The 14,598-nt window shown below is 72.0% G+C and carries 14 protein-coding genes; 11 read left to right on the top strand and 3 right to left on the bottom strand.

All coding sequences use genetic code 11. The features are described from left to right. Positions 1-127 precede the first annotated feature (127 nt). From FLX08_RS08450 to FLX08_RS08425, 6 genes are read left to right on the top strand one after another with little or no spacing between them, the layout of a single operon-like run. Positions 128-1,948, top strand: a complete 1,821-nt coding sequence (locus FLX08_RS08450) for an ABC transporter substrate-binding protein (RefSeq protein ID WP_142617648.1) — start codon at positions 128-130, stop codon at positions 1,946-1,948. Further along, a complete protein-coding gene (locus tag FLX08_RS08445) occupies positions 1,945-2,979 on the top strand; it encodes an ABC transporter permease (protein ID WP_142617647.1) in 1,035 nt (344 codons plus the stop codon). Before FLX08_RS08450 ends, FLX08_RS08445 begins: the two co-directional genes overlap by 4 nt. Then, positions 2,976-3,908 (top strand): ABC transporter permease, encoded by a 933-nt coding sequence (locus tag FLX08_RS08440; protein WP_142617646.1) that lies wholly within the window; start codon positions 2,976-2,978, stop codon positions 3,906-3,908. The genes FLX08_RS08445 and FLX08_RS08440 overlap by 4 nt, the downstream gene beginning before the upstream one ends. Positions 3,909-3,914: 6 nt before the next feature. After that, entirely contained in the window at positions 3,915-4,943 is a 1,029-nt protein-coding gene (locus FLX08_RS08435) for an ABC transporter ATP-binding protein (protein WP_142617645.1), read from the top strand. After that, positions 4,940-5,947, top strand: coding sequence for an ABC transporter ATP-binding protein (locus tag FLX08_RS08430; RefSeq protein WP_142617644.1), 1,008 nt, complete (start codon positions 4,940-4,942; stop codon positions 5,945-5,947). Before FLX08_RS08435 ends, FLX08_RS08430 begins: the two co-directional genes overlap by 4 nt. After that, positions 5,944-6,825, top strand: coding sequence for a GNAT family N-acetyltransferase (locus tag FLX08_RS08425; RefSeq protein ID WP_142617643.1), 882 nt, complete (start codon positions 5,944-5,946; stop codon positions 6,823-6,825). The genes FLX08_RS08430 and FLX08_RS08425 overlap by 4 nt, the downstream gene beginning before the upstream one ends. Before the next feature lie 2 nt (positions 6,826-6,827). On the opposite strand, the gene FLX08_RS08420 is transcribed toward FLX08_RS08425, so the two are convergent. Then, positions 6,828-7,934 (bottom strand): exo-beta-N-acetylmuramidase NamZ family protein, encoded by a 1,107-nt coding sequence (locus FLX08_RS08420; protein WP_142617642.1) that lies wholly within the window; start codon positions 7,932-7,934, stop codon positions 6,828-6,830. Positions 7,935-7,963: 29 nt separating this feature from the next. Between FLX08_RS08420 and murQ the strand changes: the two genes are divergently transcribed. The 3 genes from murQ (at position 7,964) to FLX08_RS08405 (ending at position 10,847) form a co-directional block, all read left to right on the top strand. Further along, positions 7,964-8,866, top strand: a complete 903-nt coding sequence (gene murQ, locus FLX08_RS08415) for an N-acetylmuramic acid 6-phosphate etherase (RefSeq protein ID WP_142617641.1) — start codon at positions 7,964-7,966, stop codon at positions 8,864-8,866. A 38-nt stretch (positions 8,867-8,904) separates the two neighbouring features. Then, complete coding sequence (locus FLX08_RS08410; protein ID WP_244312485.1) at positions 8,905-9,954, top strand: serine hydrolase domain-containing protein; 1,050 nt, start codon at positions 8,905-8,907, stop codon at positions 9,952-9,954. An 80-nt stretch (positions 9,955-10,034) separates the two neighbouring features. After that, the gene (locus tag FLX08_RS08405; RefSeq protein ID WP_142617640.1) at positions 10,035-10,847 is read left to right on the top strand and encodes a DUF1206 domain-containing protein; all 813 of its coding nucleotides are present in this window, start codon (positions 10,035-10,037) and stop codon (positions 10,845-10,847) included. A 16-nt stretch (positions 10,848-10,863) separates the two neighbouring features. Here FLX08_RS08405 and FLX08_RS08400 read toward each other — a convergent pair whose 3' ends face one another. Next, positions 10,864-11,463, bottom strand: a complete 600-nt coding sequence (locus tag FLX08_RS08400; protein WP_142617639.1) for a TetR/AcrR family transcriptional regulator — start codon at positions 11,461-11,463, stop codon at positions 10,864-10,866. A gap of 137 nt (positions 11,464-11,600) precedes the next feature. Here FLX08_RS08400 and FLX08_RS08395 point away from each other — a divergent pair, with 137 nt between their 5' ends. Then, a complete protein-coding gene (locus FLX08_RS08395) occupies positions 11,601-12,545 on the top strand; it encodes an SDR family NAD(P)-dependent oxidoreductase (RefSeq protein WP_142617638.1) in 945 nt (314 codons plus the stop codon). A 52-nt stretch (positions 12,546-12,597) separates the two neighbouring features. Here FLX08_RS08395 and FLX08_RS08390 read toward each other — a convergent pair whose 3' ends face one another. Next, positions 12,598-13,533, bottom strand: a complete 936-nt coding sequence (locus FLX08_RS08390) for an RNA polymerase sigma-70 factor (protein ID WP_341874318.1) — start codon at positions 13,531-13,533, stop codon at positions 12,598-12,600. 124 nt (positions 13,534-13,657) lie between these two features. On the opposite strand from FLX08_RS08390, the gene FLX08_RS08385 reads away from it, so the two are divergent. Further along, positions 13,658-14,503 (top strand): SDR family NAD(P)-dependent oxidoreductase, encoded by an 846-nt coding sequence (locus FLX08_RS08385; RefSeq protein ID WP_142617637.1) that lies wholly within the window; start codon positions 13,658-13,660, stop codon positions 14,501-14,503. The last annotated feature ends 95 nt before the right edge of the window (positions 14,504-14,598 follow it).

Genomic DNA, 14,598 nt, shown 5'->3' with positions numbered 1-14,598 from the left:
ACGATGTCTTCGCAGGTAGTGGGCTTGGGTAAAAATTATCTCCATAGCCTTGTCTGCTCGTGGAAAAAATTGACTGCATCCCGAGAGCGCCCGTATTGTCCAGGCAATCGGGAACCAGGAGCAGCCCATGAAGCGACTCGCAGCGATCATGGCGGTGGCGTCCATCGTCACCGTGACCGCCTGCGGCACTACCGGGACGACGGACACCGCCCAGCAGGGCGGCGGCGTGTACACCACGATCGACGGCAGCAAGCAGATCAACGCGAGCGCGCCGATCAACCCGTTCAACCCCGTTGGATCGGTCTTCTCTGGATACAACGGCATGGCGCTGGCGTGGCCCAAGAACGACCCCACCGATCCGAACCAGTTCTACCCGGCCATCGCCAAGAGCTGGAGCGCGTCCCCGGACCGGTCGCAGGTCGTCATCCACCTGCAGCCGGACGCCAAGTGGTCCGACGGCAAGCCGGTGACCAGCGAGGACGTGCGGGTCTCGATCGGCCTCGCCTACACCCAGGGCGGCACGGCGTACGCGCTCGACCCGAAGGCGGCCGGCGCCGCCGCCGACATCCAGGTCGTCGACCCCAAGACGATCAAGGTGACCCAGGGCGCCAACCGCAGTTCGACCTTCCTCGCCAACCTGCTGTCGACCGTGGTCGTGCCCGCGCACGTCTTCGGGAAGCTGCTGCCCGCCGACTTCTGGCAGACGCTCAAGGTCGCCCAGCACGGCCAGGGCGCGGCGGCCGAGAAGGCGAAGAACCAGATCACCGGGCTCGCGGAGAAGGTCATCGCGTTCGACCCGGGTCACGACGTGTCCGCCGGGCCGTTCATGCTGGAGCGGGTGAACCCGGGCGCGGCGCTGCTGAAGCGCAACCCCTACTTCTACGCACGGCAGAACATCGCGCCGGACAAGGTGAAGATCCTCAACTACACCGGCAACGAGCAGATCTGGAACTACCTGATCGCCGGCCGGCTGGACAACGCCCCCTTCACCTCCGTGCCCACCGCCGTCATGGAGCGCATCCGCCAGGCGAAGGGCAGCGAGATCGTCAAGGGCTACTCGCCGGTGGCCGTCTCCCTCGCGTTCAACGAGGCGCACAAGCCGTACGACAACGTGCACGTGCGGCGGGCGATGGCCTACCTGATCGACCGCGCCCAGGTCACGAAGATCGCCTCTCCGGAGGGCGGCACGGCGGCCGTGACCACCTCGGGCATCCACGCCAAGGCGGCCCGCGCCTGGCTGGGCGACGCGTTCGACACGCTGGAGCAATACCGGGTGAACCCCGCCAAGGCCGACGCCGAGCTGAAGGCGGCCGGCATGACCAAGCGGGGCGGCCACTGGACCCTGCCGGACGGCAAGCCGTGGAAGGTCCGCATCCACGTGCCCGCGTCGTTCTCCGACTGGGTGGCCGCGGCCAAGTCGATCACCAGCCAGCTCGAGGACCACGGCATCGACGCGAGCGTCGTCACCGCCGCCGACTACACGCTCTATCTCGGCGAGCTCGCCGACGGCAAGTACGACCTCGGGTTCTGGCTGATCGGCCTCGGCCCCTCGCCGTACAACATCTTCCAGCGGTTGTTCGGCCAGGCGAACGGCTGGCAGATGTTCGGCGGCAGGCTGCGCCACGTCGCGCCGGGCACCGAGGGCAACTGGATGGGCGGCCCGGAGAAGGTCGACGCGGGCGCCGCCGGCATGGTCGACCCGGGCGAGCTGACCAGCAGGCTCAACTACGCGTCCCAGGACGAGCAGAAGCGCATCGTCGGCGTCCTGGCCAAGGTCGCCAACGAGCAGCTTCCGGTCGTCCAGCTCTGGGACTACGTGAACACCCAGTTCGTGAACACCTCCAGGTACACCGCGTTCCCGCCCGACGACGACGAGTCCCTGCGGCTGTCGTCCGGCGTGTGGATGCAGCTCGGGATGATCAGGAAAGCGGAGAAGGGGCAGGCATGACGCACGCCGTTCCGGGGCGTCCCCGGCTGGGCGCCATCGCCAGGAAGATCGGCGGCCACCTGGTCCGCGGCCTGGCCATGATCTGGGTCGTCGCCACGATCAGCTTCGTCATCATCCGGGAGATCCCCGGCAACCCGGTGCTCGGGCAGTACGAGAGCCTGATCCAGAAGGGCATGTCGCCCGAGCAGGCCGAGCGGGCCACCGCCGTCCTGTACGGCTTCCTGCCCACCGGCAACCTGTGGCAGCAGTACGTCGGCTACATGGGCTCGCTGCTCCACCTCGACCTCGGGCGTTCGCTCAGCACGCCCGGCGTGGAGGTGACCACGCTCATCGGGCACGCGGCCCGGTGGACCGTGCTGCCCGTCCTCGCCGGCACGCTGCTGAGCTTCCTGCTCGGCGTCACCATGGGCGTCTACGCCGCGATCAAGCGGTCGGGCAAGCTGGGCGACATGCTGGCGCTGTCCGGCTCTCTGCTGCACGGCGTGCCGGTGTACGTCATCGGCCTGCTGCTCACCGCGGTCTTCGCCACGCTGTGGCCGATCATGCCGTCGGGCGGCCCGGTGGACGTCGAGTTCGTCCCCGGCTTCAACGCCGGCTACATCGGCTCGCTGATCCATCACGCGGTGCTGCCGGTCGTCACGTACACGCTGGCCAGTTATGGCGGGTGGATTCTCGCGATGAAGTCGAACGTGGTCGCCGTGCTCGGCGACGACTTCATCCTCGCGGCCGAGCTGCGCGGCCTGAAGCGCGGCTTCGTGTTCCGCTATCTGGCGCGCAACGCGATCCTGCCGCTGTTCACGATCCTCGCCCTGTCGATCGGCATGCTGTTCGGCGGCTCGATCTTCATCGAGGAGATCTTCAACTACCCGGGCCTCGGCCTGCTGCTCGTCAACAGCATCAGCAGCCGCGACTACGCGCTCATGGGCGGCACGTTCCTGGTGATCACGGTGGGCATCGTCGTCGCCAACATCGCCGCCGACCTGCTGTACACGGTGATCGACCCCCGGGTCAGGAGCGGAGGCGCGGCATGACCGTCATCGTCAACCCGGAAGGGGCGATCAGCCCCGACGCCCTGCCGGCCGGCACCACCCGGGCGACGCTGCGGCGCAACTTCTGGCGCGGGGTGTGGCGGGTGCTGCGGCGCAAGCCCAGCCGCATGGCCGGGGTGGTCATCGTGGCCCTGTTCGCGCTCATGGGCGTGGCCGGGCCGCTGCTCTACCCCGCCCAGCTGCCGCGCGACGACAACGCGCTGTACGCGCCGCCGAGCCTGGCCCACCCCTTCGGCACCGACTTCGAGGGCACCGACGTGCTCGCGCTGGTCGTCACCGGCGCGCGCTACGTGCTGCTCACCGGCCTGGCCACGGCCGTCATCACGGTCGCGCTCGGCACGCTCATCGGCCTGGTCGCGGGCTTCCACCGCGGCCGGTGGGACACGCTGCTGATGCGGCTGACCGACATGAACCTCGCGATCCCCGGCCTGCCGCTGCTGCTCGTGCTGTCGACGGTGTGGAAGTTCGAGAGCCCGCTGGAGATGGGCCTGGTGCTCGGCGTGCTCGGCTGGGGCGGCATCGCCCGCGCCGTGCGGTCGCAGACGCTGTCGCTGCGCGAGCGCGGCTTCATCGAGGCCGCCCGCGGGCTCGGCCTGCCCACCCGGCACATCATCGGCCGCGAACTGCTGCCGAGCATGGCGCCGTACATCGCGATGAACATGCTCATCGCCGTCACCGGCGCGGTGTACGCACAGGTGGGCCTGTTCTTCCTCGGCGTGCTGCCGTTCGAGTCGAACAACTGGGGCGTGATGCTGAACCTCGCCGTGTTCAACGGCGGGGCGCTCACCACCCCCGCCGCGCTGCCGTACCTGCTGGCCCCGCTGATCGCGATCCTGGTGCTCACCCTGGGCATCGTGCTGATCGTGGACGCGATGGACGAGATCTTCAATCCCCGCCTGCGGGAGGAGTAGCCCCCAATGACCGCCAACACGGCCGCACGTGACATCGAGGCGCCGGGGGTCCGGATCCGGGACCTCACGGTCGTCTACAAGACGCCCGCGGGCGAGCTGCCCGCCGTACGCGGCGTCGACCTCGCCCTCGCCCCCGGCACGATCACCGGCGTCGTCGGCGAGTCGGGCTCGGGCAAGTCGACGCTCGCGCTCTCCCTGCTCAACGCCGTCCAGCCGCCCGGCAGGATCGCGGCGGGCAGCGTCGAGATCGACGGCCTCGGCGACGTGCTGACGCTGCGCGGCGAGGACCTGCGCCGCGCCCGCGGCCGCCAGGTCGGGTACGTCTTCCAGGCCGCGCAGAACTCGCTGAACCCGCTGAAGACCATCGGCAAGCAGCTGCTCGACCTCGGCCGCTCCCACGAGGTGGAGGACCTGCGGGGGCTGGTGCGCGAGGCCAAGGACCTGCTGGCCCGCATGGGCATGGACGGCGCCCGGGTGCTCGACTCCTACCAGCACGAGCTGTCCGGCGGCATGCGCCAGCGGGTCGGCATCATGCTCGCGCTCGTCCTGAACGCCAAAGTCGTCGTTCTGGACGAGCCGACCACCGCCCTCGACATGATCACCCAGGCCACGATCCTGCGGATCATCCGCGAGGTCCACGAGGAGCGGGCGCTCACCACGCTCGTCATCACCCACGACGTCGGCGCGGTCGCCGAGGTCGCCGACAGCCTCGCCGTCATGTACGGCGGCCGGGTGGTCGAGCACGGCCCGGTGACCGAGGTGCTCGGCGAGGCCCGGCACCCGTACACGCAGGGCCTGATCCGGGCCATCCCGCGCCTGACGGGCGACCTGTCGCTGGCCCGGGCGCTGCCCGGCCGCCCGCCGACGCTCGGGACGCTGCCCGCCCAGGGCTGCGTGTTCCGCGAGCGCTGCGAGCGGCGCATGGAGGTGTGCGAGACCGACGAGCCCGTGGCCGTCAACCGGGACGGCCGCACCGTCGCCTGCCACGCCGCCGACCGCCACCTCACGCTGATCAAGCGGAAGGAGTTCGTGTGATCACGGGAACCGGGATCACCAAGGTCTTCAAGCAGCGCGGCGGCGTGCTCGGCGCCCGCGAGGTGCCCGCGCTGCGCGGCGTGGACTTCGCCATCGCCAAGGGCGGCGCGGTCTCGTTCATCGGCGAGTCGGGCAGCGGCAAGACCACGCTCGGCAGGATCATCGCCGGGCTGGAGAGCCACGACGCCGGCGAGATCGTCATCGACGACGTCCCGATGTCGTCGCTCAGCCACCGCAGGCGGCAGCCGTACTTCCGCCGCGTCCAGCTCATCCACCAGGACCCCTACTCGGCGCTCAACCCCACCCGGACGATCCACCAGACGCTGGAGGCGCCGCTGAAGCTGCGCGCCAAGCAGACGGGCCGCCCGAGGTCGTGGGTCGACGGGCGGGCCGCGGAGCTGCTGGCGATGGTCGGCATCGACCCCGGCTACGTGCTTCCGCGCTACCCCCACCAGCTGTCGGGCGGCATGCGCCAGCGCGTGGTGATCGCCCGCGCGCTCACCATGGACCCCGAGGTGCTCGTCGCCGACGAGGCCGTCTCGATGATCGACGTGTCGCTGCGCCTGGGCATCCTCGCCCTGCTGAAGGACCTGCGCGAGCGGCTGAACGTGGGCGTGCTGTTCATCACCCACGACATCGCCACCGCCCGCTACATCGGCGACGACGGCGAGCTGTACGTGCTCTACCGCGGCCAGGTCGTCGAGCGGGGCGCCACCGAGAAGATCATCGCGGACCCGGTCCACCCCTACACGCAGTCGCTGCTGTCGGCCATCCCGGTGCTGCACGGCCTGGAACGGCCGGGCGCCGAGCGGGTCGTGCCGAGGGAGATGCAGCGGGAGGGCGAGCCCGACGGCGGCTGCCTGTTCGCCCGGCGCTGCCCGTTCAGCACCGAACGCTGCGCGAACGAGATGCCCGTGCTGGCCCGCGAAGAGGACGTCGAGCAGGAGTACGCCTGCTTCCACCCGAGGCGGCGCAGCGTGATCCCGGTGGGGGTGGGCGAGTGACGGACATCCTTCCGGCCGAGGCGGACGGGTCGCTGGAGCGCCTGGCCGCCGCCGCGCTGTGGGCCGACGCCGAGGACGCCCCACTGGTCGTACGCCGCCTGGCCGGCCCGCCGGGGGATCGGGTGTGGACGGTCCTGGCCACCCCCGACCGGGACGGCGCCGTGTTCGCCTCGATCGGCGCGGACGGCGCCGGTCACATCGACCTGATCGCCGTGGACCCCGCCGCCCAGGGCCGGGGCATCGGGCGGGCGCTCGTCGGCGCGGCCGAGGAGTGGATGCGGGCGCACGGCGCGGCCGAGGCGAGGTTCGCCGGCAACCCGCCCTGCTATGCCTGGCCCGGGATCGACGTGCGCTACACCCCGGCCGCCTGCCTGGCAGAGCGCCTGGGATACGAGCAGTATCGCGTGGCCTGGAACATGACGGCCGACCTGCCCGCCCGCTACGACGAGGCCGAGCACGAGGCCGACCTGGCGAAGCTCGCCGCCGCCGGTGTGACCGTCGCCGCGGCCCCCGTGGGGGAGCGCGCGGCGGTCGCGGCGTTCGTCCGCGAGCAGTGGAACGACAAGTGGGCCTGGGAGGCCGAGAACGCGACCGGCCTCCACTATGCCTTTCGCAATGGGGCCTACCGCGACGAGGAGATCCTCGGCTTCGCCGCCTGGGGCGCCCGGCCGCTGTGGTTCGGGCCGATGGGCACGGCGCCTGCCGCCCGGGGCCTCGGTGTGGGCCGGGTGCTGCTGCGCCGCTGCCTCGCCGAGCAGGCCGCCGCCGGGCAGACGTCCGCGCAGATCGGCTGGGTGGGCCCGCTCCGCTTCTACTCCCGGGCGGTGGGCGCCCGCGCCGAGCGGGTGTTCTGGCTCTACCGCCGCGCGCTGGGCTGATGTCAGTCGTACAGCAGTTCGCCTCGGGGCGGGCCCGGCGGGGGGCACAGCCCCCGGGGGTCGCGGCCCGCCTCCAGATGCTCGCGCAGCGACGCCGAGCCCCACAGCAGGTCGAGGAACGGCTCGCAGGCGAAGTCGCCCGGATAGAGGGTGCGCAGCACGTGCAGGACGGACACGCCCGTCAGCACCGGCAGGAAGGCCGCCCGGTCGGTCACGTGGAGCTGCGCGCCGCGCACCACGACGCCCGCGTGCCTGCCGAACGTCGGGGTGAACCACGTGTCGCGGAAGCGCACGCCGGGCAGCCCGAGGTCGTTCAGCGCGGCGGCGAACCGCCCGTCCGCGTACGGCGCGCCGACCAGCTCGAACGGCCGGGTCGTGCCCCGGCCCTCGGCGGCGTTCACGCCCTCCAGCAGCCCGGTGCCGGGGTAGACCAGTGCGGTGTCGAGGGTCGGCATGTTGGCCGACGGCATCACCCAGGGCAGCCCGGTCCGGTCGAAGTGCCACTCCCTGCGCCAGCCCTCCATCGGCACGACCTCCAGCTCCGCGCCGATCGCCCGGTTGACGGACAGCGCGATCTCGCCCGGCGTCAGGCCGTGCCGTACGGGCAGGGCGGCGCGGCCGACGAAGCTCGCGAAGGCCGGGTCGAGCACCGGGCCCTCGGCCACCGCGCCGCCGATCGGGTTGGGCCGGTCGAGCACGGTGAACGGCAGCCCGAGCCGGGCCGCCGATCCCATGAGGTCGTACATCGTCCAGACGTAGGTGTAGAAGCGCGCGCCCACGTCGCACACGTCGAAGACGAGCGCGTCCACCCCGGACGAGGCGACCAGCGCGTCCAGCTCGCCGCCGGTCCTCTGGTAGGTGTCCACCACGGGCAGCCCGGTGACCGGGTCGACGGTGTCGCCCTCGCCGCCGCCCGCCTGGGCCGTGCCGCGCAGGCCGTGCTCGGGGCCGAACACCGTGGTCACGGGCACCCCGGCGGCCAGCAGGGCCGGTGCGGCGGCGGTCAGATCGGGCAGGACTCCGGTGGGGTTGGTGACCAGGCCCACCCGTCGCCGGCCGGCCTTCGGCGCGCTCACCAGCAGCTCAAGACCCGTACGCACGCGATCCATGAAGTCTCCGAAGCCGAGGAACCACGACCATGACGCACTCACTCGCCGCTCTCGCCACCGAACAGAGCGATCCCCGCTACAGCGGGATCGACACGCTCCCGACGGAGGAGATCGCGCGGCTCATGAACACGGCCGACGCCGCCGTCCCGGCCGCGGTGGGCCGGGCCATCCCGGCGATCTCCGCGGCCATCGACGCGATCGCCGCGCGGATGGCCGACGGGGGCAGGCTCCTCTACGTGGGCGCGGGCACCTCCGGGCGGCTCGCGGTGCTCGACGCCTCCGAGTGCCCGCCGACCTTCGGCACGCACCCCGACCTGGTCCAGGGCATCATCGCGGGCGGCGAGGCCGCCCTGGTGCGCTCCGTCGAGGGTGCCGAGGACGACGCGGAGGCGGGCGCCGCCGTGATCCGCGACAGGCACGTCGGCCCGCTCGACTCCGTCGTCGGCATCTCCGCCAGCGGGCGCGCGCCGTACGTCGTCGCGGCGGTCGAGCAGGCCCGGCGGCTCGGCGCGCTGACCGTGGGCCTGGCCTGCAACACCGGCACCCCGCTCGCGCGGGCCGCCGATCACGCCGTCGAGGTCATCGTGGGGCCGGAGGTGGTCACCGGTTCGACCCGCCTGAAGGCCGGCACCGCCCAGAAGCTGGTCCTCAACATGATCTCCACGATCACCATGATCAGGTCGGGCCGCACGTACGGGAACTTCATGGTCGACGTCGTGGCCAGCAACTCCAAGCTCGTCGACCGGGCGGCCCGCATCGTCTCCGAGATCACCGGCGCGCAGGTGCTGCGGGCCCGGGAGGTCCTGGAGAGCGCCGGACGCGACGTGAAGACGGCCGTCGTGATGATCGAGCGCGGGGTGGGCGCCGACGACGCGCGGAAGCTGCTCGCGGCGCACGGCAACCGGCTCGGCCCGGCGCTGCGCAGTTCCTGATGAGCGCGGTGCCCGATAACGCGGTGCCCGATAACGCGGTGCCCGATAACGCGGTGCCCGATCGGATGCTGGAGGACGTCCTGCGGGCCGCGGTGCCCGAGGTCGCCTCGGCGGCGGTCGCCGTGATCGCCGTTGACGGGCGCACGGTCGCCGAGGCCGCCGTGGGCGAGGCCGTGCGGTACGCCGACCCGTCCGGGGAGCTGCTCGCAGAACGGCCGGCCGTGACCATGGACGCGCTGTTCGACATCGCCTCCGTGACCAAGCTGTTCACGGCCACGGTGCTGGTCTCGCTGGCCCAGGAGGGCGCGCTCGACCTCGACGAGCCGGTGGCCGTACGGCTGCCCCGGTTCTACGGACACCGGCCCGAGATCACCGTACGGCACCTGCTCACGCATTCGGCGGGCCTGCCCGCGAGCCGCCGGGTGGAGAAGGAACCGGAGGAGGCCCGCTGGGATCTGGTGCTGTCCACGCCGGTGCAGGGGCCACCGGGGACCCACCTCTACTCGGACGTCGGCCTGATCACGGCCGGGCGGGTGGCGGAGGCCGCCGGCGGCGCGCCGCTGGACGTGCTCGTGCGCGAGCGGGTCACCGGGCCGCTCGGGCTCGGCGCCACGGCGTACGGGCCGGTCGAGCCGGGCCTGGCCGTCGCCACCGAGTTCAAGCGCGGCACCTGCGTGCGGGGCGAGGTGCACGACGAGACGGCCCACGCGCTGGGCGGCGTGGCCGGGCACGCCGGGCTGTTCTCCACCGCCGCCGACCTCGTCCGCTTCGGCGAGGCGCTGCGCACCGGCGGCGGGCCGGTCCTGTCGCCCTCCTGGACCGCCGAGATGCTGCGCGACCAGGGCGTGCCGGGCGCCGCCTTCCGGCAGGGGCTCGGCGTGCGCATCGACGACCCGGCCACCGTGGGGCCGCTCGCGGGCGCGTTCGGCCACTCGGGCTTCACCGGCACGTCGCTGGTCGTCGATCCCGCCCGCCGGCTGACCGTCGTGCTGCTCACCAACAACGTCCATCCGCTGCGGGGCCGCCCCGGCATCCGCGACCTCCGGCACGCCGTCGCGGCAGAAGCCCTGCGTCTGGCCGATGTTTGATCCTCCTCGCCCGGGTCAGTAGGTGACCGGTCCGGCTGCCGGACCGGTCACCCGGACCGATCGTGAGGAGAGGAGCCGCGATGACGACCGCGCGTCAGGCCGGCCGCCGTCTCGAAGGGGCGGCACGCAGAGCGGCCGACCACCCCGTGCTGGAGAAGCTCGCCAAGCTCGGGTTCGCCGCCCGGGGCGTCCTTTACGCGATCATCGGACTGGTCGCGCTGCACATCGCCTTCGGCGGCGGCGGGGAGGCCGACAAGAGCAGCGCGCTCCAGATCGTCCGCGACGCGCCCCTGGGCGACCCCCTGCTGTGGGTCATGTCCGTCGGCCTGGCCGCGCTGACGATCTGGCAGGTCTCCGAGGCCGTCTGGGGCCCGCTTGGGGTAAAGGATCGTGTGCAGGCCGCGGCCAAGGCCGTCGTCTACGCCGCGCTGGTGTTCTCGATCGTGGCGCTGCTCACACGAAACCAGCCCGCCTCCTCGTCCGACAGTCAGTCGCAGGACGTCACCAAGACACTGTTCCAGCTGCCGGGCGGGCAGGTCCTGGTCGGCCTGATGGCGCTGGGCGTGATCGCGCTCGGCGTCTTCTGGATCTACGAGGGCTGGACCGCGAAGTTCATGAAGGACATGAACGTGACCGAGCCCCGGGCCCGCGGCGTCGTCGTCAAGCTCGGCAAGGCCGGTTACATCGCCCGCGGCGTCATCGCGCTGGCCGCCGGCATCCTGATCGGCCGGGCCGCCCTCACCTACGACCCGGGCAAGGCGGCCGGGATCGACGGCGCGGTCAAGGCGCTCGCCGACACCCCGGCCGGTCCCTGGCTGCTCGTCGTGGTCGCCGTCGGCCTGGTGCTGTTCGCCGTCTACTGCTTTGCCGAGGCCCGCTGGCACCGGGTGTGAGTGCCGGAGGCCCTCCTCAGGCCGGTGCGCCCGGCGCCCGACCGCGCAGGCCGTCCATCAGCAGGTCGAGCAGGCGCCCGGCCTGCTCGCGCTGCGCGGCATCCCCGGCGGCGAGGCAGATGCCGTTCATGCCGGTGAGCACGTCCTCGGCCGGCACGTCCCGCCGCAGGATCCCGGCCGCGCCGCCCGCGTCGAGCAGCGTGCCGATCGCGCCGAGCAGCCGGTCGCGGCTCTGCGCGTACGGGTTCGAGCCGGAGGCGATCACAGCGCGCAAGGCGTCGGCCATGCCGCGTTTGGTCGCCAGGTAGTCGACGAAACGGTCCATCCACGTGCGCATCGCCTCGTCAGGTGGCATCTCGGCCGCGAGCTCGGCCGCCGCGTCGCACAGCTTCCCCAGCTCGTTGCGGTAGGCCGCCTCGATCAGCGCCTCCCTGGTGGGGAAGTGGCGGTAGAGCGTGCCGATGCCGACGCCGGCCTCCTTCGCGATCGCGTCGAGCGTGACATCCGGCCCGTCGTGGGAGAACGCCCGCGCGGCGACGTCGAGCAGCCGCTCGCGGTTGCGCCGGGCGTCGGCGCGCAACGGCTTGGCCGCGGATGGTCGAGCGGGGGTGGACACAGCTCCTCCACGAGCACGGGTTGCTAAACGGAGGATCCTCCGATTAGAGTTCCAGGCGTACCGGAGGTTCCTCCGGTTTTCCTGATTGTAGCGGCCGGCGCCCCGGAGGGCCGCCGCCGCAGGGGACGGGGACGAACATGACTCAGACCACCCGCATCACCACGCCGTTCACCGGGCAGTCCACCGCGGCCGAGGTCCTGGAGGGGATCGACCTGCGCGGGCGGCGGGCGATCGTGACCGGCGGCGCGTCGGGAATCGGCGTCGAGACCGCCAGGGCGCTGGCCGCGGCGGGCGCGGAGGTGACGATCGCGGTCCGCGACCTCGACGCGGGCAAGCGGACCGCCGGCGACATCGCCGCCACGACCGGAGGCGCATCCGTACTCGTCGCTCCGCTGGATCTCGCCGACCGGGCCTCCGTCGCCGCGTTCGTCGCGGCGTGGGAGGGGCCCCTGCACATCCTGGTCAACAACGCCGGCGTGATGGCCTGCCCGGAGACGCGGACGCCGGAGGGCTGGGAGCTGCAGTTCGCGACCAACCACCTCGGCCACTTCGCGCTGTCCACGGGCCTGCGCCCGGCGCTCGCCGCGGCCGGCGGCGCCCGCGTCGTCTCGGTCAGCTCCAGCGCCCACCTGCGCTCGCCCGTCGTCTTCGACGACATCCACTTCCGGGAGCGCCCGTACGACCCGTGGCTCGCGTACGGGCAGTCGAAGACGGCCAACGTGCTGTTCGCGGTCGAGGCCGCCCGGCGGTGGGCCGGCGACGGCATCGCGGTCAACGCGCTCATGCCCGGCGGCATCCCGACCGGCCTGCAGCGGCACCTGGAGCCCGACTACATCGAGCGCCGCCGCGCGCTGGGCGCCTCGACCGGTGTGACGTGGAAGAACACCGAGCAGGGCGCGGCCACCTCCGTGCTGCTCGCCGCCTCGCCGCTGGTCGAAGGCGTCAGCGGACGCTACTTCGAGGACAACCAGGAGGCGGAGGTCGTCGAGTCGGGCGAGAGCCGGGGCGTCGCGGCGTACGCGCTCGACCCGGAGGCCGCCACCCTCCTCTGGCAGGTGTCGGCGGACCTGCTCGACCTGTAGATCCCGGGGCACTGTGGTAGATCCCGGGGCATTGGGACCGGCGGGCCGCCGATCATGAGGTCCGCTGGTCGCGGCGGGTCTGCTTCTTCTCGCGGATGACCGCGTGGGCGTCGGCGACGGGGCCGAGGTGGGCGAGCTTGTCGGGGTTGACGATCGAGCGGATGGTCTGGATGCGTCCGTCCAGGATGTCGAACGTCCAGACGTTGAAGACGCGGCCCTCGCGGTCGCGGATGATCATGCCCGGCTGGCCGTTCACCTCGCGTGCCTCCAGCACCGCGCCGATCCGGGCGAACGGCGGGATGGTGACCGACAGCACCCGGGCGACCTTCGCGGCGCCGAAGAGGGCGATCGTGCTCCCGATCTTGCCGGCGCCGTCGTTGACGAGCTGGACGTCGGCGGCCAGCAGTTCCCGCAGCCCTGCGACGTCCCCCTCCCGCATCGCGTGGAAGAACCGCCCGGCGAGCCGGTCGCGCGCCTGGCGATCCGCCTCGAACCGGGGCCTGCCCGCGTCCATGTGGCGGCGCGCCTGCAGCGCGAGCTGGCGGCAGGCCGCCTCCGACCGCTCCACCGCGTCGGCGATCTCCCGATAGCTGAAGGCGAACACCTCGCGGAGCACGAAGACCGCGCGTTCGAGCGGGCTGAGCCGTTCCAGCAGGATCAGCGCCGCCATCGACAACGAGTCGGACAGCTCCGCAGAACGCTCCGGGTCCTGGTAGGGGTCGGTCAGCAGCGGTTCGGGGAACCACGGCCCGACGTACGCCTCGCGCCGCACGCGGGCCGAGCGCAGCACGTCGATCGAGATCCGCGTCACCGTGGCCGACAGGAAGGCCTTGGGCGACTCGGCCTGGGTCGCGGAGCCTTCGTAGCGCAGCCAGGCCTCCTGCACCGCGTCCTCGGCCTCGCTGACGCTGCCCAGGATGCGATAGGCGATCGCGAACAGCAGCGGCCTCAGTTCCTGGAACTCCTCGACGCGGGTCACGCCGACCATTGGTATCACCGTGCCGGACAAACGTGACATTGTGCCGCAGGTCACACTCGGGTGATCTCACATCTCCGCCGGGTGTCTCGTCCAGGGGGTTGTAACGGCTGAACGCAGAAACAAGGAGCACGCCATGCAGAAGGTCTGGTTCGTCACCGGCTCGTCCCGCGGCCTGGGCCGCAACTTCGTGGAGGCCGCCCTGGAGCGCGGCGACAAGGTCGCCGCCACCGCCCGCGACACCGCGAGCCTGAAGGCCCTGGCCGACACTTACGGGGACGCGGTGCTCCTCCTGGAGATGGACGTGACCGACAGGGCCGCCGTCTTCGAGAGCGTGCGCCGCGCCAAGGAGCACTTCGGGCGGCTCGACGTCATCGTCAACAACGCCGGCTACGCCCAGGTCGGCGCGGTCGAGGAGCTCACCGAACAGGAACTGCGCGACCAGATGGAGACCAACCTGTTCGGCGCGGTGTGGGTGGTCCAGGCCGCGCTGCCCCACCTGCGCGAGCAGCGCTCGGGGCACATCATCCAGCTGTCCTCGGCCGCCGGGGTGATCGCGATGCCGCTCGGCGGCGCGTACCACGCCTCCAAGTGGGCCCTGGAGGGCCTCAACGAGGCGCTCGCCGGTGAAGTCGCAGAGTTCGGCGTCAAGCTGACCATCATCGAGCCCGGCGGCTTCGCCACCCGGAACGGCAACAACCCCGACCCGCTGGCCAACGGCCACATGGCCACGCCCGACCCGGCGTACAACGGTCTCCGTCAGCGCCTCGGGGAGATGACGGGGAAGCTGCCCGCGGGCGACCCGGCCGCCGCGGCGCAGGCACTGCTGAAGCTCGTGGACTCCGGCAACCCGCCGCTGCGGGTGCTGTTCGGCAAGGGCTTCCACCCGCTGATCGAGCAGGCCTACGCCGCCCGCCTCAAGACCTGGTCCGACTGGCAGGACCTCTCCATCGAGGCACACGGCAACCTCGAAGCCCGCTGACCCAGGCGGAAAGGCCGCAGGCCGGGTTCGCATCACCTACTGGAGCGGGAAGACCCATCATTCTGCTTACGGTCTTCCGCGAACAGCGGATGCGG

It is taken from the genome of Microbispora hainanensis, assembly GCF_006874475.1.
Taxonomy (GTDB): Bacteria; Actinomycetota; Actinomycetes; order Streptosporangiales; family Streptosporangiaceae; genus Microbispora; species Microbispora hainanensis.
This window is presented reverse-complemented; position numbering and strand designations above follow the sequence as displayed.